At 48.1% G+C, this 19531-nt stretch carries 15 protein-coding genes; 12 read left to right on the forward strand and 3 right to left on the reverse strand.

From position 1 onward, the window contains the following. The first annotated feature begins 107 nt into the window (after positions 1–107). On the forward strand, positions 108–506 hold the full coding sequence (locus tag GWK09_RS12055; protein ID WP_163693712.1) for an acyl-CoA thioesterase: 399 nt from the start codon (positions 108–110) through the stop codon (positions 504–506). Between the two features lies 1 nt (position 507). On the opposite strand, the gene GWK09_RS12060 is transcribed toward GWK09_RS12055, so the two are convergent. Beyond that, the gene (locus GWK09_RS12060) at positions 508–1791 is read right to left on the reverse strand and encodes a dipeptidase (protein WP_163693713.1); all 1284 of its coding nucleotides are present in this window, start codon (positions 1789–1791) and stop codon (positions 508–510) included. Between the two features lie 127 nt (positions 1792–1918). On the opposite strand from GWK09_RS12060, the gene GWK09_RS12065 reads away from it, so the two are divergent. Genes GWK09_RS12065 through GWK09_RS12090 form a run of 6 tightly spaced genes read left to right on the forward strand, consistent with a single transcriptional unit; the run spans position 1919 to position 11203 of the window. Beyond that, entirely contained in the window at positions 1919–3655 is a 1737-nt protein-coding gene (locus GWK09_RS12065; protein WP_163693714.1) for an ATP-binding protein, read from the forward strand. Between the two features lie 7 nt (positions 3656–3662). Then, positions 3663–4028 carry a response regulator transcription factor gene (locus GWK09_RS12070; RefSeq protein WP_163693715.1) on the forward strand — a complete coding sequence of 122 codons (366 nt, stop codon included), beginning with the start codon at positions 3663–3665 and terminating at the stop codon, positions 4026–4028. Positions 4029–4063: 35 nt separating this feature from the next. Further along, positions 4064–6154: a HEAT repeat domain-containing protein gene (locus tag GWK09_RS12075; protein WP_163693716.1), complete on the forward strand. Its 2091-nt coding sequence runs from the start codon at positions 4064–4066 to the stop codon at positions 6152–6154. Positions 6155–6165: 11 nt separating this feature from the next. After that, the gene (locus GWK09_RS12080; protein WP_163693717.1) at positions 6166–7593 is read left to right on the forward strand and encodes a glycosyltransferase family 2 protein; all 1428 of its coding nucleotides are present in this window, start codon (positions 6166–6168) and stop codon (positions 7591–7593) included. Between the two features lie 3 nt (positions 7594–7596). Continuing rightward, positions 7597–9972: a sulfatase-like hydrolase/transferase gene (locus GWK09_RS12085; protein ID WP_163693718.1), complete on the forward strand. Its 2376-nt coding sequence runs from the start codon at positions 7597–7599 to the stop codon at positions 9970–9972. A 7-nt stretch (positions 9973–9979) separates the two neighbouring features. Further along, a complete protein-coding gene (locus GWK09_RS12090) occupies positions 9980–11203 on the forward strand; it encodes a YaiO family outer membrane beta-barrel protein (RefSeq protein ID WP_163693719.1) in 1224 nt (407 codons plus the stop codon). 448 nt (positions 11204–11651) lie between these two features. On the opposite strand, the gene GWK09_RS12095 is transcribed toward GWK09_RS12090, so the two are convergent. Next, on the reverse strand, positions 11652–12515 hold the full coding sequence (locus GWK09_RS12095; protein ID WP_163693720.1) for a sigma-70 family RNA polymerase sigma factor: 864 nt from the start codon (positions 12513–12515) through the stop codon (positions 11652–11654). A 202-nt stretch (positions 12516–12717) separates the two neighbouring features. On the opposite strand from GWK09_RS12095, the gene GWK09_RS12100 reads away from it, so the two are divergent. From GWK09_RS12100 to GWK09_RS12120, 5 genes are all read left to right on the forward strand, one after another. Next, entirely contained in the window at positions 12718–13239 is a 522-nt protein-coding gene (locus GWK09_RS12100) for a DUF6155 family protein (RefSeq protein ID WP_163693721.1), read from the forward strand. Between the two features lie 13 nt (positions 13240–13252). Next, positions 13253–14182 carry a 2-hydroxyacid dehydrogenase gene (locus tag GWK09_RS12105; protein WP_163693722.1) on the forward strand — a complete coding sequence of 310 codons (930 nt, stop codon included), beginning with the start codon at positions 13253–13255 and terminating at the stop codon, positions 14180–14182. A 110-nt stretch (positions 14183–14292) separates the two neighbouring features. After that, a complete protein-coding gene (locus GWK09_RS12110) occupies positions 14293–15804 on the forward strand; it encodes a DEAD/DEAH box helicase (protein ID WP_163693723.1) in 1512 nt (503 codons plus the stop codon). A 2-nt stretch (positions 15805–15806) separates the two neighbouring features. After that, positions 15807–17069, forward strand: a complete 1263-nt coding sequence (locus GWK09_RS12115) for a glycosyltransferase (RefSeq protein WP_163693724.1) — start codon at positions 15807–15809, stop codon at positions 17067–17069. Between the two features lie 66 nt (positions 17070–17135). Continuing rightward, positions 17136–17981, forward strand: coding sequence for a 1,4-dihydroxy-2-naphthoyl-CoA synthase (locus GWK09_RS12120; protein ID WP_163693725.1), 846 nt, complete (start codon positions 17136–17138; stop codon positions 17979–17981). Positions 17982–18190: 209 nt separating this feature from the next. On the opposite strand, the gene GWK09_RS12125 is transcribed toward GWK09_RS12120, so the two are convergent. Continuing rightward, entirely contained in the window at positions 18191–19522 is a 1332-nt protein-coding gene (locus tag GWK09_RS12125) for a serine hydrolase domain-containing protein (protein ID WP_163693726.1), read from the reverse strand. Positions 19523–19531: the final 9 nt, after the last annotated feature.

The following is a 19531-nucleotide window of genomic DNA, read 5'->3' on the forward strand; positions in this document are numbered from 1 at the left end:
GGCAATGGAGGAGGCTCCGGTTTGCGTTATTGATAATTCTGATTTCTCCCTGGGTCCTGTCGAGTTGTCGAGCTTATATTAGTAGTACTTTTGACAAAAATTTTGTTATGCGATTTCACACCAGAAAGTGGGTAAAACCCGAAGACCTCAATGCCAATCAGACCTTATTCGGGGGCAGGTTATTGTCCTGGATAGACGAAGAAGCGGCTTTATACAGTATCATCCAGCTTGAAAATAAAAAAGTGGTCACCAAATACATGTCCGAGATCAATTTTATGAGTACGGCACATCAGGGGGATATTGTGGAGATCGGTATAGAGGTGATCAAATTCGGAAAATCCTCCCTGATCCTGAAATGTGAGGTCAGGAACAAAATGACACGGGAGACCATCCTCACGGTCGATAATATCATCATGGTGAACCTGGATGACAAAGGCAAGCCATTTCCGCACGGGAAGACCAAAGTAGAATATGTAAAGGATCGGCTCGCAGACCAGGAAGATTAGGTCATTCCATCTCCCGTGCAACGGCCTGGACCTCGTCCAGAACCCTGAGCAGATTTCCGCCCCAGAGTTTGGCGATCTCCTCTTCCGTATATCCCCTTTTTACGAGTTCGAGGGTCACGTTAAAGGTCTCGGAAGCATCGGACCAGCCCTCTATACCGCCACCCCCGTCGAAGTCCGAGCTGATCCCCACGTGGTCAATCCCGATAAGTCCGACCATATAATCAATATGGTCTGCGAAATCCTGTACGTTTACGGCCGCAGGGGCGTCAGGCATTTTGGCTGCGATGTCTTTTCCGATGGAGACCACCTTTGGGTAGTTCTCGAGAAATTCCTCCCGCTGATCCGGTGGCAGGGACCTGTACTCAGACCTGTTGTGCCAGGTGATCCCAAGAGAATCCGCCACCTTTTCATACAGCTCCTCCATGAAAGACCTCCGAGCCTTATCCTTGTCGGTATTCAGGTATGAACTAAAGGCTACGGTCTGTACCACCCCTCCGTTTTCCTTTAACCACAAAAGCTGTTCGTCATCCAGGTTCCTGCTGTGGTCGCACAGGGCCCTGGCGGAGGAGTGGGAAGCGATGATAGGAGCTTTGCTGAGGGCGATGATCTGCTCCATGGAGCTTTTGGCCGGGTGAGAAATATCAATCATAATTCCTAATCTATTCATCTCAATTACAGCCTTTTTGCCTAAGTCACTTAAACCATTGTGTAGCCAAATGCTATCGGCTTCACCGGTGTTGGAATCGGCGAATTGGCTGTGTCCGTTATGTGATAGGGAAACATAGCGTGCCCCCAGGTCGTGGTATCTTTTAAAATTTTCCAGGTCCTCGCCCATAGGATAGGCATTTTCCACCCCGATCATGGCCACGAGTTTACCTTTTTTGTGGATTCTCCGGACGTCTTCGGAGGTCAATGCCAGTTCGATCTCATCCGGAGCGATCTCCTCACAAAGTTTGTGGATGGCCTGGAACTTCGCCATGGCATTTTCCTCTGCTCTTTCATAGGCCGAAGGGGTAAGGGAATCCTGTCCGGTGTAGACGATGAACCAGGCCACGTCCAGGCCCCCTTCTTTCATCTTAGGGAGATTTACCTGGGTTTCCAGCCGCTGAGTGTAGTTAACACTGTCCGTAAAGTTTCGGATGTTGATATCGTCATGGGTATCGATGGTGATCACGTTTTGGTGAATGCGTTCCGCTTTTTTCCGTAAAGCCATTTGCTCATCCTCTGTGGACTGCCCACAGGAGACTATCGATAAAATGCAAAAAAACAAGGTGAAATACTTCATTACGATCTCTTTAGACCTACAAATAAAGCATTTTGACAACACATTATACCTCATAGGTAACATTTAATTGGCCTACCCCCCGTAAATCGGGATTTTAGTGAAGAATTCACCTTATTAAAACCTCAACTTGAAGTCAAAAAACCTACTTACCCAAATCACCGATCTCGAATCGGCCCTGAACAATTTTTCGTTTGAGGAACTTACCACAGAAGAAGCCAGTCGCTTAAAAAGATCTTTTGACACTTTTAAGCATGAACTTGAGGCGAGAATCTGGGGCATTACTCCCGAACAACCCGAAACGGATGAGGAGCAGGAAAAAAACAGGGAATCCCATCTCATCGCCAAGGTAAGCCATGAGGTCAGAACCCCTCTCAATGGGATTATGGGATTTGCGGACCTCCTTAAAGAAGGGGACCTGAATCCGGCCCAGCAGCAGCAGGTAGACGCGATCCTTTCTGCATCGAGATCTCTACTGGACATCATCAATGAACTCCTGGAGTACTCCAAACTGGAAGCGGGTTCCGAAGAATTCAAGGAAGTCTCCTTTAATTTCCACAATCTGATCCGGGAAGTTTCCTATCTCTGCGAAACCCTCATCGTCGATAAAAAGATAACCCTTGAGGTAACGACAGATCCTGAGATCCCACCATTCCTGCTGGGTGATCCATCCAAACTCACCCAGGTTCTGCTCAACCTTTTGGGGAATGCGATCAAGTTTTCAGACCGAGGGAAAGTGGTCCTGGAGACCCGGCTCGATAGGATCGAAAGAGGAAAAGCCCATTTGAAGTTTAGGATCACAGACACGGGGATCGGGATCCCCGGAGAAGATCTCAACCACATTTTTGACGCCTTCAGACAGGCCGGCCAACACACGTTTTCGAAGTATGGGGGTGCTGGCCTGGGCCTTAGCATCGTCAAACAGATCGTAGACCGCCTGGGCGGGACCATCAGCGTACAAAGCGAGGTCAATAAAGGTACCCGCTTCGATATGACGCTTATCTACGAGGTAGGACAGGAAGAGAAAGTCCTCAAGGAGGATAGAAATAAAACGCCCGAAAAAGATTTACGGTCTCTGAATGTGCTTGTTTTTGAGGACAATCCCCTGAATCAGTGGCTGATCAAAAAACGACTCAGGAACTGGGGATGCTCCTTCTTCGTGACCGAACACGCGGTGGAAGGGTTAAAGATCCTTGAAGAGGAGCAAGTTCACCTGGTATTTATGGACCTACATATGCCTGTTGTGGATGGATACGAGATCACGCGGAGAATACGGGCCTCTGAGAATCCAAGAATATCCGGGGTCCCAGTGATTGCGCTGACAGCCGACTTCTCTGTCCACGACAGGGAAAAGGCAGCTGCTGACGGCATTAATGATTTTATCCTAAAGCCCTATACACCTCAGGAATTACTCGACAAGTTAATGGAATACGGGTTTCCGGATTCCCGGAAATCGGCTTCTACGCCCAATCCCAACAAGCCTGAAAGCCCGGGCCCGACCCCAGAGCCCAACTTTCAGATCGATCTTACCGGTATGCTGGAGGACTGCATGGGGGAGGTCGACATGCTCGAAGAACTGATCTCCCTTTTCAAAGGCAACGTCCTGGAGTTTACCGGACGCGCCAAACTCCACCTCAAAAACCAGGATACCGAACAACTCCGTTTTGCCGCACATAAGATGAAATCAGGGCTCGCAATGGTGCAAGCCGAGAACCTGCTGATTCTGGTCAGGCAAATTCAGGACCATTGCCAGAACGACCCCAATTATGAACGTATGCAATACTTGTTTGACCGGTTCGTACAGGAGTATCCCATGGTAGAATGTACGCTGGACAGGGAATTGATGCGATTAAAAAAGGAAAACTGATACCCAGATGAAAAAGATCCTGCTTGCCGATGACGATGAACTCCTGGCCTCCCTGTTGAACTACAGGCTGGACAAGGCCGGTTTTAAGGTCCACTGGTCCTGTGACGGGAGAGAGGTGAAACAGGAGCTAGAAAAGGAGATCCCCGATATCATCGTGAGTGACATCATGATGCCCTATTTCTCCGGGCTCGAGCTGGTAGACTATGTGCGCAACACCTTGAATTCCAAGGTACCCATCATTATCATCTCGTCCGCCGGCAATGAGGAAAACGTGCTTTCAGCCTTTGAGCTGGGTGCCAATGATTTTATATCGAAACCTGTGAGTCCGGCCGAGCTACTGGTCAGGGTAACACGCGAACTCAACAAAGCCTGATATTCATTAGAGCAAAAATTACATATCACACTTCCATGCTTCTGAGCATCCCAGAGATCCATACGGATCTTTTGTGGGATCTTAGTGTCTTGTTCGGAAGTCTCTGTATTCTCTATTTCAGTTTCATTTTTTTCTTCAGGAACAGGCTTTCCGCAAAATCCAGGAACATCAGGGAACAGCGGAAAGAGCTGACCCCCATCATCAGCAACTTCCTCTTCCACGGAGAAGATGCCACCAGGGAAGAAAAATATGAGCATATCGGACTCAAGGTTGAGATCAGGGAATTTCTCAAGGATCCCATTAACCGCAGTATCCTCAAGGATATATTACTCGATCTTCAGCGCGATCTTACAGGGGATTCCAGGACCAGGCTTCTGGCCATGTACAAGGATTTTGACCTCCATCTCGACGCTTTTGACAAGTTGAAAAGCTGGAGATGGGAGATCGTCACCAAGGGCATCGTGGAACTTACCCAGATGCAGGTGGAAGAGGCCTATACAGCTATCAGGAAATTTATAAATCACAGGAAGAGCGTGATCCGAAAGCAGGCGCAGATCGCGGCAGTTTCCTTGAAACACGAAGGCATAGCCCACTTTCTGGATACCAATAAATATCCGATCTCCGAATGGCAACAGATCAAGATCCTCGAGGTATTGAGGGAGAAGGAGGATTTTATCCCCCCGAGTTTTGGGGTCTGGCTGTTGTCAGCCAACAAGGATGTTGTGCTTTTCGCCCTCAGGCTCATAAGGTTTTACAACCAAACGGATGCCAATTCCGGGGTCATCCAATTGCTGAAACACAAGGACGAAGAGATCAAACAGGCAGCCATTGATTGCATTAAGGAATTCGGGATTATTGAAGCCATGCCTACGCTTATGGCTGCATTTCCGAGGGCAAAGAGGGACACGCGCATCCTGATCCTGGATGCTATGGGTGCCATTGGAAAAGAAGAACACATTCCTTTCCTCAGGGAGGTCTGCCGGAAAGTGTCCAATTTCAATGTCAGAAGCAAGGCACTGGGGGCCATTAACACCATAGCGCCTGGTACCGTACTGCCCCATGAGAACCTGGACCCCATGATCGACTCAGATGTGACTCCGAAGCTCATCGATGAAACAGAGAACCTGAAAGCAGAACTCGAAACAGTCCCGGGAGCTCCAAGTGAAATCCATGAAACGGCAGAAGAGGAAATTGAAGTGACCGAGGAGGGAATTGAACTGTTCAGTGAAGACCTCGAGATCTTCGATCATTGCTTTATGGAAGAACTCAACGAGATTCTAGACAGCCGCAGAAAAGATGAAGAGGATGCAGGCTACCTGCCCCTGGATTTTTTACCAATTGTAATAGAAAAACCAACCGAAATGGATAAGAAGAAACCCAAAAAGAAATCGAGAAAGCGGCTTTGGAATCTCAAGGTCGCTTATGAGGTGGTCCACCCTGACTATGAATTCAGGAAGGAACTGGAGGACATTCTAAGCCGGGTGGAAGTCCAAAACCCTGGCGGGGAGACCGAAGTGGAATACCTTAATTTCAATTTTCTGCCTTTCGTAGTGGAGGATGCACCTCAGGAGGATCTACCGCGCGAAAACCCGGCAGGAACAGACCAGAAGGAGAAACTGACTAAGGTAACCGATATGGAGGGTCAGCAGACAGATGCGGTTGAATCAGCCATTTTGGAAGAAAAGCCTGGTGAGGTATCTGAAGGAGACGATGCCTGCTCCCTGGTAGACTGGGAGGAACTCAGTAATTCGGTTGAGAAAAGACTCACGGAGGCTAATATCGAGCCGCCTATTTACCAAGAAGAGGAAAATACTCTTGTAGATCAACCACGGGGCCACAGCATCTTTGCGGATTTGTTCTGCAAATCGGACCTGGACGCCAAATTGATTCTTTTACGGGAGATCCCGGCATTGGGAGATCACAGGGAGCTCACTTTCTTGGAAAGCCTCAGGGAAGACCCGAATGCGCGCCTTCGGAAAATGGCCATTGAGGTCAGGAAAAAGCTCAGCGCGAGACTCAAGAAAGAAGAAGGAGAAGGACAAAACAGGGATTCGATTGTAAAATGGGCAAGCAGCTCGTATCAGAGTGATCTCCTGAATTTTGACCTTAAAGAGTTAAAGAAGTAAGGGAACTGATCATGGACAACGGTGTATTTAATGTGATCCTGGAGTACCTGAACATCGTCTTTCTGGTGTTCTCAACCATGCTGTTTACGCTTTATGTCCTAATGGCGTATTTCGCCACGCGCAATTCCATCCATTACAAAAACAAGAACAGCTTCGGGAATATCACAAAAACACTGGGATCTCCCCTTGCACCGGGTATTACGATCATTGCCCCTGCCTATAACGAAGGGTTGACCATTGTGGAAAACGTTCGTTCCCTGCTTTCCCTTCAGTACGTGAACTACGAGGTCATGGTGGTGAACGACGGGAGTAAGGACGATACCCTTCAAAAGCTTATCCAGGCTTATAACCTGGAAAAGATCGACCGGGAAATAGACCCTGATATCAAATCGAAGCCCATTCGGGGTATCTACAAATCCACCCAGCGTTCCTTTGCAAAACTCACCGTGGTGGATAAGGCCAACGGAGGTAAATCAGATGCCCTGAATGCGGGAATCTTTCTTTCTGAGAATAAATATGTAGGATGTATAGACGTTGATTGTTTAATTGTTCCGGAAGCCCTTCTGCATGTGGTAAAGTCGTTTTATCAGCATTCACAGAAAAGGGTCATTGCCGTGGGCGGGGTTATTCGCGTGGCCAATTCATGCAAGATCTCAGGTGGAACCCTGGAAGAGATCAGATTGCCTAAAAACTGGCTGGCACGGTTCCAATTGCTGGAATACACCAGATCCTTCCTTTTGGGGCGAATGGCCTGGGGTCGATTAGACAGTCTCCTGATCATATCAGGCGCCTTTGGATTCTTTGACCGGGAGATCGCCATCGCGGTAGGAGGATATGATACAAACACGGTAGGGGAGGATATGGAGATCATTTTCAGGATGAGGCGCTATATGCACGATAAGGGGGAACCTTACCATGTGGCCTATATCCCTGACCCTCTTTGCTGGACGGAAGTACCTGAAAGCTTAAAGATATTTATCAACCAGCGGGATCGCTGGTCGCGGGGTAACCTGGAAACCCTGAGTACTCATAAGGACATGTTCTTCAATCCTAAATACGGCAGGTTAGGGATGCTGAGCTACCCTTATTGGTTCTTTTATGAATGGCTGGCGCCCCTGCTGGAATTCACAGGATGCCTGGCTGTGATCATGTTCCTGTATCTGGGGATACTGAACTGGGATTTCTTTATCGCCATTACCCTTGCGATATACAGTTTTTCTATCATGTTCTCCTTTTACGCCATTCTCTGGGAAGTCTATTCCTATAACCAGTACGCGCGAACCAAAGACATTCTTACCATGATGCTAACAGCTGTACTGGAGCCCCTGTTCTTCCACCCCCTGGTGGTGTGGTCCTCGGTCAGGGGGAATTATAAAAAACTTTTTAAGATCAGGTCTGGATGGGGATCCCAGGTCAGAAAAGGGTTTGCCAAGGCATAAGCTATGCGGACAAAGATTGACATTCGGGCAAAGAAACGGGACCTGCGGGATTTCATCAGGCTGATCCTGGCCTTTTACCTGTGTCAGCTCGTGATCGCCATCTATCAGAATATAAGGTTATACAGCGCTGGAGTCTTCGATGGGATCTTGAATAAAAGCTTTCTTCTTTTGGCAGTACACCATCTCGGATTTGCCTCCCTCACCGCATTGGCACTGGTATTCCCCTTTAAGTTTCTGGAACAGCTAAAGTCTGACGCAGGGTTCAAAATGGTGACGATGATCCTTGTGTTCCTTCTGGGGGCAGAAGGACTCCTTACGAGGTATTACATCGCCAACTACGAGATCCTCGGGGCTGGCTTCACAGACCGCATAGAAGCCACAACCGGATGGACCTTCCTTTATTATATCCCCGTCTTTGTCTTTTTCGCCATATCCCTCCTGTATCTTTTCTACAGGATCACGGCGAACTTTTATTCCGCCGTCAGCAGGATGTACCCTTTTACTATCATCATTTTCAGCTTGTTCCTGGCAACCCTGATCACCAGAAAAAACCCGGTAAACGAGAATAAGACCGAACACCTCATCTACCATCAGATGAAGGAATCACTGGATTTCAATAAATACGAAGGGCAGGAGGAATATCCCTTACTCAGGCCTTTAGAATCCTCTTCAGCCCTGGCTTCTCATTTTCAGCTGAAGCAGGAAAGGCCTAACATTGTTTTTATCATCATGGATGGGGTGGGCTCGGATTTTATTGGGGAAAAGGCCCCCTTTAAGGCATTTATGCCCTATCTGAACTCTCTGCTCAATGAATCCCTGTACTGGCCGCATGGCCTCAGTAACACAGGGGAGCCAGCTGCGAGTATTCCTTCTATATTTGGTTCCCTGCCCTTTGGCGAAGAGGGGTTTACCAACCTCGAATCCCTGCCTGAGAGCTATACGCTGTTCGACCTGTTGAACGAGGATGGGTATCAGACCTCATTTAATTTCGGAGGAAACATTTCCCTGGAAAATCTCGGCAGATTCCTTCATCACGAAGGGGTAGATCTCATTTCAGGCAGGAAGACCTTTGGGCCCCAATACCTTCTTCAGGAGGAAGATGCTGCAGGAATCTCCCTGGGTTACCCCGATGCAGAGCTGTTCCGCAAATGGTTTGATGACTACACCAGCGTTGACCGCCCCAGGCTGGATGTTTTCCTTACCCAGAGCACAAAAAGTCCCTTTTTGATACCATCCCTAGACAAATACGAGAAAAAGGTGGAAGAGATCAGTACGCAGGCAGAGATTGCGGATCGGAACAAACGCCTGATCCGCAAAAATGAAGAGATCTTCGCGAGCCTGCTCTACACAGACCAGGCGGTGCGCACATTCATGGAAGGATACAAGCGGAAAGCTGAATTCTACAATACGATATTTATCATTACGGGTACCCATAATCTCAGTGAACTCCCCCAAAAGGACTATCTGGGGCGCTACCGTGTCCCTCTCATCATCAGCAGTCCCATGCTCATATCGCCTTCACGGATCAATTCCCTGGTGGCTCATACGGATGTACTTCCCGAACTGGCCGGACTGTTGCATTCCCAATATCAGGTATCCGTCCCGGAGATGGTATCCTGGCTTGGAACCGGACTCTTTCATGAAGGTTTTTTTGAGAAAGATAAGATCATCCCCCTGTTCCGCCATCGCGGCAATATTCAGGAGTATATCCGCGGCAATGTTTGTATTTCGGGAAATTCAGTATACCGCATAGGGGCCGACCTCAATCTTTTTGAACCAGGGGAAGCCGGGGGAGTGGACGAACTCCGCACTTCTTTCAGGAATTTCAAAGCAATCAATCAGTATGTTACCAGGAACAACAAACTTCTGCCGGGCAACACGCTGGCAAAGGACGAGGTCAACACCTTGAAGGAAAAATCAGAAATGGTATGGATCAATAGTGTTTTTAACAGTGACGATTACGACAACGCTTACAGGACCGCCAGGGATCTTGCCATCTCGGGAGACCGGGAGAGGGCTTTGCTGTTGTGCGAACACATCCTGAAAGAAGTGCCCGGACATGCGGATACGGAAATCCTCAAAGGCAGGATATTCGCCTGGAATAAGGAATACGAACAGGCAGCCCAGTTGCTTGAAAAAACCATCAAGAAATATCCGGTATACGCAGATGCCTATTCGGCATTGCTGGATGTGTATTTCTGGTCCGACACGAATTACAAAGCGCTGGATCTCAAAGCCCTGATCAAGAAACACAGATTGGACAGTGAAGAACTCAGGAGCAAGATCAAGAGGGCGGAAGACAAAATGAAGAAGGATCAAACCTTGTTTCGGGATGACAATCTGGGGTACCTGAATTTTGAGGAGGATGGATATGAATAACAGAACCATGAAAACCGGTATCGTAATCCTCGGGGTTTTCCTCCTGGGCCTACCTCTTAAGCTAAAAGCACAGGAGGCTGCCTTTCCTAAAGACCCGGATCGCTCTCTGAAAAGGGCAATGGAACTGGCTGGAGAGGGAAAACGTGAAGAGGCGCGCGACACCCTGAGAAATATATTAGCTTACTATCCCGAATACACGGATGTCAGCAACCTCCTGGCCAAAACCTATAGCTGGGACGGAGATTATACTCAGGCACGCAATCTCTTCAACAGGATCACTTCCTCCGAAAAATCCAACAAGGAAGTTTGGGAAGCGGCCATCCGCAACGAGATCTACGCAAAGAATAAACATACAGCTATAGGGTTGGCAAACAAGGCCCTTATCTACCTGCCGGAAGATGCAGATCTCAGGGGTCTTAGGAACAGTATTCTCGAATCCTGGGATGAAAAAGGAACGGATACCGGAACAGAGGCCGAAAAGGCGGAAGAGCAGGAAGGCAACAGAAATTTTGTGGCACTTTTCAGCTCAGCAGATCTCTTTGATGTGGTTTTTGATCCCATGTACTATACGGGCGTTGAATTTAACTTTGGGACGGATTTAGGGAAGATCATACCCAGAATCAATTACAGTAACCGATTTGGGATAGACGGTATTCAGTATGAGCTCGATCTTTACCCCAAATTCTCCAAATCGGTATACGCCTATATAAATTACGGGTACAGCCAATCTGAGATATATCCGGAACACAGAGTAGGAGGGGATCTGTACGTTAACCTGCCTGGAGGGGTGGAGACCTCCCTTGGAGCCAGGTACCTGTCCTTTACCGATAGTGAGGTCACTATTTTTACCGGGTCTGCTGGTTTGTATAAGGGGAATTACTACTTCTCTCTCAGGCCCTATGTTACGCCCAGAAACAACAACACTCTCGGAATTTCTGGGGTTCTTAACGCCCGGAGATATCTGAAGGACGCAAATAACTATATAGGGTTGACTGCCGGGATGGGATTTATGCCGGAATTCAGACAATTCCTTGCCAACAGTGTCCTGGTCGCGGAGACCCTCCTTTTTGTAGAGTCTCAGCAACTTCTGATGGAATACCAGTTTTCCTTTAATTCCAACCCTTCCATTTACAGGATCCACCTGGGCCTTACCCGACAGGAATTCGTTTTTGCCCCGGGTAATTTCTTCTGGGCTTTTTCTGCAGGTCTCCGGTATCAGGTCGGCTTCTGATCCCACAATAAGCACCTCAAAAATTGCGTTATATACAACAATTATCAATGAGTACACCACAAAGAATTGGTGATCCTGAACAGATAAAATATGTTTATATAGTTAAACTTTAGTCCCCGATCTCTACTAAAACCAAACGATCATGTTATACGATACCTACGGTGAGGAATACCTAAACTTCCTTAAAGATCTGAATGAAATTTTAAGCGTCAACGAATTAGCAGAACTCGATTATCTCTAGAAGAGTTCGGCTTCCCCTAAAACCCCAAGCTTATGGCAAATCCAAATTATGACAATGCAGCGTACCTGAATTTCATTGAGGACCTCAATGAGATCCTGAAAGACTTTGAGATCAGCAGGCTTAGCTGTTCTTAAGTGTTTTAGTGTATATCCATTAAGAAAAAAGGAAGCCCTCGGGCTTCCTTTTAATTTTTAAAGACAGTAAAGATTAACCTAAATAGGCTTTGAGGAGTTTACTTCTTGTATTGTGTCTGAGTTTACGGATGGCCTTTTCCCGGATCTGTCGTACCCTCTCTCGAGTCAGGTCGAACGTCTGACCTATCTCTGCCAGGGTCATGGACTGCTGATCGCCAATGCCATAATAGAGTTTTACTACGTCGGCCTCCCGGGGAGACAGGGTGTCCAGGGCCCTGTTGATCTCTGTGTTCAGGGATTGCTGCATCAGTCCTTTATCGGGTTTTGGGGATTCACCAGACCGCATGACATCGTAGAGATTGGAATCCTCTCCTTCTTTCAGTGGGGCGTCCATGGAAATGTGTCTCCCTGAATTCTTAATAGATTGTTTGACCTCGGTTACCGTCATATCGAGCTCCTGTGCGATCTCCTCGGCCGATGGCGGCCTTTCATGGGCCTGTTCCAGGTAGGAAAAGGCTTTTTTGATCTTGTTTATGGAGCCGATTTTATTCAGCGGTAGCCTGACCACCCTGGATTGTTCCGCCAGAGCCTGCAAGATAGATTGCCGTATCCACCAGACAGCATAGGAAATGAATTTGAAGCCCCGGGTTTCGTCAAAGCGTTTGGCAGCTTTTACAAGGCCTACGTTCCCCTCGTTGATCAGGTCGGGGAGAGTCAGTCCCTGATTTTGGTATTGTTTGGCCACGGAAACCACGAATCGAAGGTTTGCATTGGTCAGTTTTTCAAGGGCCAGCTGATCTCCAGCCCTGATACGTTGGGCCAATTCTACTTCTTCATTCGCCGTAATCAAATCTATTTTACTGATATCCTGCAGGTACTTGTCTAGTGATTTGGACTCCCTGTTCGTGACCTGCTTGATAATCTTTAGTTGCCTCATATGTATACAGAATTTTTTTTAAATTACATTCTCTCATTATACACTTTTATTCTGTCTTTTCCAAAAGCACCCCCCTATTGTTATACATATTTTATGAGAACTTTAGTATTTGCACCCCCGTCCCGTAAAATATGGGGTTTTAATGGACGAATCTTGATTTTGGAGGCAGAATAAGTACCTTGTAACCGGCCAAAACAGAGAGATGAGCAAATCAGCTTTAAAGAAGTACGTCCGAGACCTTAAAAAAAAGGATCTGGAAATCCAGATCATGGACTTGTACGAGCGCATTTCCCAGGTGAAAACGTATTACGATTTTGTCTTCAACCCAAAGGAGGATAAACTCCTGGGCGAGGCAAAGGCCAGGATCTCCAACGAATACTTTCCTGTGAAGAGGAAACGCCCCAGAGCCAGACGGTCGGTGGCGCAAAAATTGATCAGGAAATTCGAGACCCTGGGCATGGATCCCTATCTGCTGGCCGACCTCATGCTGTTTAACCTGGAGACTGCCCAGCGCTATGCTTCCCACCACAAGGTCCATGAAGCTTTTTATAAGAGTATGCTCCGTTCTTTTACCGAGGCGGTCTCGCATATTGCTCGCAATGCCCTCAGGGATGCCTTCACTGAACGGCTGGAAGCAGTTTCTTCACAGGCTCGAAAACAGGATTGGGGATATGCAGAAGAATTCGAACGCGTATACGAAACTCTGGTATTCACAAAATTATAATGCAAATACACCAATGGCCATAGTACTCATCAGAAAGGACGGAAAACTCGGGCTTTGGAAAAAAGCCTTTTTGGATCAATACCCATCCCTCCCGGTATATCATTTTGAAGAAGAACATCCCGCGGAAAAGATCACAATGGCTGTAGTGTGGAAACATCCTAAAGGTAGCCTGAAGGCCTACCCAAATCTCAAATGCATAGCTTCCTTCGGGGCCGGGGTCGATTTTATCTTTGGGGATCCCACTCGTCCAGAGGGAGTGCCCATCACCAGGGTGGTAGACGACGCCCTGGCGAATGATATGGCCGAATACGTGATCACAGCCATCATGGGCCACTTAAAAAACATGGACCAGTACGCCCGGGATCAGGAAAAGGGGCTCTGGCAACCCAGGCCCTATAGTCGTATTGCGGACCATACTATTGGAATAATGGGCATTGGCACCCTTGGGACCCAGCTGGCAGATAAATTAAGGGTAATGGGATTCCGGATTATAGGGTGGTCTAAAAACCCAAAAGAGCTCCCCGGGGTACACGTATTTCACGGGATAGAGTCGCGCCGGGAATTCCTCTCAAAATCCACAGTACTCGTATGTCTTTTGCCCCTGACCCCGGAAACGAAAAAGATTCTCAACCAGCAAACCCTCTCGCAGCTGCCTCATGGTGCGTTCCTGATCAACGTTGCCCGGGGAGGACACCTGGAGGAGGGTGACCTCATTCCTTTACTGGACTCCGGACAGCTCTCCGGAGCATGCCTGGATGTCTTTGAGGAGGAACCCCTCCCAAGCGGTCATTTATTCTGGGAACATCCAAAGATCCGAATCACGCCTCATGTGGCCAGTGTGTCTGACCCCCAGTCCGTCGTACCCCAGCTAGCCGAGAATTTTTTCAGGTTGAGGGAAGGGAAGGAGCTGAGGAACCAGGTCGACCTCCAGCAGGGTTACTGACCCCAGATTTCGGATTTTAAATTTCATTAAAGGGAAAAAATCCTCTAGTTTTGCAAATTGGTGATTTAAGAACCCCAAGAGCAGAATTTTAACCCCAAAACCTGACATTTTTGTCGATTTCCACTGAAAATATTGAAAAGACCCTTTACGATTATCAGCAAAGGGACCTCCATTCCATATTTGAGCACCTGGACAATCCCGCTGACCATTCCAATCTCCTTTATCAATTACCGACGGGAGGAGGGAAGACCGTTGTTTTTTCCGAGATTACGAGGAGATTTATCGCCCACCGGAAGGAAAAGGTGGTGGTTCTTACACACAGGATAGAACTGAGCCATCAAACTTCCAGGATGCTCCGCGGTTTTGGCGTAAAGAACAAGATCATAAACAGCGATGTAAAGGAATTACCGGCCAATGATCCCCATATGTGCTACGTAGCCATGGTGGAAACACTGAACAACAGGCTGCAGGAAGGTACCATTTCCCTTAAGAACATCGGCCTGGTGATCATTGATGAGGCCCATTACAACTCATTCCGAAAGCTCTTTAAATATTTTGAAGCATCCACCATTCTGGGTGTAACGGCTACTCCCCTGAGTTCGAACATCAAACTTCCCATGAAAGATCACTACAAAAAGCTGATCGTGGGACAGTCTATAGACTCGCTCATCAAGAACAAATACCTGGCCAAGGCGAATATGTACAGCTACGATGTAAGCCTTAAATCCCTAAAACTGGGGATCAGCGGGGATTACACAGTAAAATCGTCTGATGAATTGTACGGAAACCAGAATATGCTCGGCAAATTGCTGGGCGCGTACGAGGAAATTGCCAAAGGGACCAAGACACTGATCTTTAATAACGGGATCAATACCTCCCGTTATGTTTACGAGACCTTCAAAAAGGCGGGATACCCCATTCGCCATCTGGACAATAAGAATACCGCCTCCGAAAGGCGGGAAATACTGGATTGGTTCGCCAAAACCCCTGACGCTATACTCACCTCGGTAAGTATCCTGACCACGGGTTTCGATGAGCCAACCGTTGAGACCATCATCCTGAACAGGGCTACCCGATCCCTGACCCTTTATTTCCAGATGATCGGGAGAGGATCGCGCATCCTGCCAAACAAGGATGAATTCACGGTTGTGGACCTCGGTAACAATATTGCCCGCTTCGGGATGTGGGATGCCCCCATAGACTGGCAGGAGATCTTCCATTTCCCGGATTTCTACCTGGAGAATATCAAGAACGACGAGGACATAGAGCGTGAGTTTGTCTACGAGATGCCTCCCGAACTCAGGGAAAAATTCTCTAAATCCGACGAGATTGATTTTGATGTCAAGGCAGCCTATAAAGAGATCTTCGCCAAGGGGTTGAGGTCTAAAACGGTCCTCGAACAAAGTATTGAGCAACACGCGAGGATATGTGTGGAGAACAGTAAGGACGTATTCGAAGCGAGGATTCTGGCCAAACAACTGAAGGACGAGATAGAATATCGCGTGAAGCAGTACTCCTATTGCATCATGAACAACACCAAGAATTACAAGGACTGGCTCCAAGAAGATTACGAGCGCAAACTCAGGCTCAAGATCTCCCAGAAGTTCGCATCAAGGATGTGACCATGGAAAAACACAACCCCAGGTTGCTTCTCATAGGTCTTAACTGGCCTGATCCGACGGCCACGGCCGCAGGGGTGCGTATGTTGCAACTCATCTCCCTCTTTAAATCCGGGGGATATCAGATCACTTTCAGTTCGGCGGCCGCCCTCCCGACGGGAGGGGAGTTTCCTGAAATCCCGGGGGTGAATTTTTCCAGGATTCGACTGAACCATGACAGTTTTGACGCCTTTATTTCCGAATTAGACCCCGGCATAGTTATTTTCGACAGGTTCCTTACCGAGGAGTACTTTGGCTGGAGGGTAGCCCGGATCCTCCCGCGTGCCATTCGTATCGTGGATACAGAAGACCTGCATTCCCTGAGGCAGGCACGAAAAGTAGCCCTGGATAATGGGGTCGACTTCACCCCCTCTCTATGGAAGACCCTGGAGATCACAAAAAGGGAACTCGCCTCCCTCTTTCGGTGCGACCTGTCCCTGATCATTTCCCGAGCTGAGATGGATTGGTTAAAAGAGCATGTACCCTCACTTACTCCCCAGTTGTTTTACCTGCCTTTTATCTTTGAAGAGGCCGATCTCGTAGAAGAAAGCGATCGCCTGCCTTTTGAGGACCGAAAGGACTTTGTCTTTATCGGAAGCGGGAGGCACCTGCCTAACACGGATGCTATCAGCTATTTAAAGAAGGTGGTCTGGCCTCTAATTAGAAAAAAACTGCCAGACGCCTGTGTCCATATCTATGGGGCTTCCCTGCCCAGGAAGGTCACGGATCTCAGGGCACCCGAAGATAATTTTTTTGTGAAGGGATGGATACCCGATGTATCCACGGTCCTCCGTACAGCCCGGGTCAACCTCATGCCCCTGCGTTTCGGGGCAGGTCTCAAAGGGAAGATGTTTGAGGCCATTCATTGTGGGACCCCCTCAGCCATGACCTCCATCGCTGCAGAGGGGACCGTTTTGGCAGATAAAAAGGAATATGTGGCAGATGACCCCCATCTTTTCGCTTCTTTGGCCGTGTCTCTGTACAGGGAAAAGAAGCTATGGGAGGACCTTCAGCGAAGAGGTGACGATATGTTGCGCAACGATTTCTGCTGTACGGCGTTTGAAGAAGAATTGATGAATCAACTGGACGTTCTTACCCATCAACTCGATGAAATAAGGGAGAACAACCTCCTTGGCTCTATGCTCCTCCATCACACCATGGCCAGCAGCAAATACCTTTCGAAGTGGATCGGACTCAAGGAGGAACAATCAAAGCAACAAGAAAGGTAAGTCGCTTTCCGCATGCGTTGTGAGGCCTGTCCGGATGACTTATCTTTACTGACCAAAACAAAGATCATGGATTCAGTCGCAAATTGGAAGACCGTCAGAGAGTTCGAGGACATCACCTATAAAAAATCCGGAGGGGTTGCCCGCATCGCCTTCAACCGACCGGACGTGAGAAATGCATTCAGGCCAAAGACCACAAGGGAATTATATGAGGCATTTTACGATGCCCAGGAAGATACCTCGATTGGTGTTGTTTTGTTGTCGGCTGAAGGCCCGTCTTCAAAAGATGGGGTGTATTCCTTTTGCAGCGGAGGAGATCAAAAGGCAAGGGGGCATAAAGGGTATGTGGGAGAAGACGGATATCACAGGCTTAACATCCTGGAAGTACAGCGGCTGATCAGGTTTATGCCCAAGGTAGTAATCGCAGTGGTCCCGGGCTGGGCTGTAGGTGGGGGACACAGTCTGCACGTGGTGTGCGACATTACCCTGGCCAGTAAAGAGCACGCCAAATTCAAACAGACCGATGCTGACGTAACCAGTTTTGACGGGGGATACGGGTCGGCCTATCTCGCCAAGATGGTGGGACAGAAGAAGGCCAGGGAGATCTTTTTTCTCGGTCGGACCTATTCTGCGGAGGAAGCTTGTCAAATGGGCATGGTCAATGCCGTGGTACCTCATGACGACCTGGAAGAGACCGCCTACGAATGGGCACAGGAGATCCTGGCCAAGTCACCCATCTCCATCAAGATGCTGAAATTCGCCATGAACCTGACAGACGACGGCATGGTAGGACAACAGGTCTTCGCGGGAGAGGCAACTAGACTCGCCTATATGACTGATGAGGCCAAGGAAGGAAGGAATGCGTTTCTGGAAAAACGCAAACCTGATTTTGGGAAGAACAACTGGATCCCATAATGGGGATTTCATTTTCATCCATTAAAAAAGGCCCCGTCTGTTGAGATCGGGGCCTTTTTACGAGAACACTATATGAAAATGAAAAAATTAACTCCTTGTTAAAGACACTGTAAACATAGAGCAGAATTTTCTCGTTGAACAACTTTTGTTGTCAACCCCGTTCGTTTTGTTGTGAAACCCTATTTTCAGGCAAAAACAGGGATAGAACATCAGGGCAGAGCCATTATCACTTCCTTTAAAAACAGGTTGGTATCGAATTGAGGAGCCTCAGCCAGACCCGTCCTTACCACTACCAGATCTTTTGATGGAATGATAAATACATGCTGCCCCTGATACCCGTTGGCTGAGAACATATCCCTGGGGACATCCGGGAATTTACCTCCGGCATTGAGCCAGAAATGGGCCCCGTAAACCCCGTCGGAATGTTCAGTGGGTTCTGTTACATAGGAGACCCAGGCAGGATGGAAGATCTGTTCCCCATTCCAGTCTCCTTTTTGGAGGTATAGTTGTCCAAATCGCCCCCAGTCACGTGTACTGGCCCATGCGTAGGACGACCCTACAAAATTTCCTGCCAGGTCGGTCTCAATGACCATAGAATGCATTCCTATCCTGTCTATAAGGGCCTTGTACGGGAAATTCAGATAATTCTGATAGGAAGAAAAGCTACCCTTCAATAGACCAGAGAGAAGATTGCTCGTTCCCGAAGAATAATTCCAGACCTCAGTGGGTTGGGCTACCAAAGGTTTATTTGCCTGAACCGTTGCCATATTAGATTCCATGAAGAGCATTTTAGTGACATCGGAGATTGTTGAATAATTCTCATCCCATTCAAGGCCGCTTTGCATGCGAAGCAGGTGATCGAAGGTTATTTCTTTTCTGTCGTCCTCACTCCAGGAAGGCAGATCCACTATGTCCGCAATCTGTAGTTTGTCCTGGAATTCCAGAATACCGTAGAGGGTTGCCAGAACGCTCTTGGTCATGGACCAGCCCAAAATGGGAGTGTCCTGATCAAAACCGTCCGCATAACGTTCTGCCAGGACCTGCCCTTTATATAGGATCAGGGCAGTTCTTGTCTTAACCGTATCGGCAAAGACATGATCGAGAGCTAAATCCAATTGGGTGTAGTTGACCTCCCCGAAGGTGGTATCCCTTGCAGGTAGATGCCCGTGTGGATAGGGCAGAGGTATGGAGTTTCGGACCCTCATGGGGACCTCCATGACCATCCTGCTATCCATGTCTCCGTTGACCAGGACGCATCCGAGTCCGTCGGTACAGATCGCCGTTCTTTCCATGAGCCCGAAAACCTTTGCACCAGCCGTCTTTTTGGAAGGGTCATAGGTAGATTCGGCCAATTCTATCAGGGGAACGTTATTGTCATTTTCGGATACAGAGGCCAGGGTCCGACCGGCGATAAAAATAGTTGAAGCGGTATTCTTTGCCGCGTATCCGGAGATCAGATTCAATTTGGGATATTGCCATATACCGATACCCCCAATGAACAGGACGAGGATAAGGGCAAACCTCATAATTTTTTTCTTCATTTCACTTTC

Source organism: Muriicola jejuensis (assembly GCF_010671595.1).
Lineage (GTDB): Bacteria > Bacteroidota > Bacteroidia > Flavobacteriales > Flavobacteriaceae > Muriicola > Muriicola jejuensis.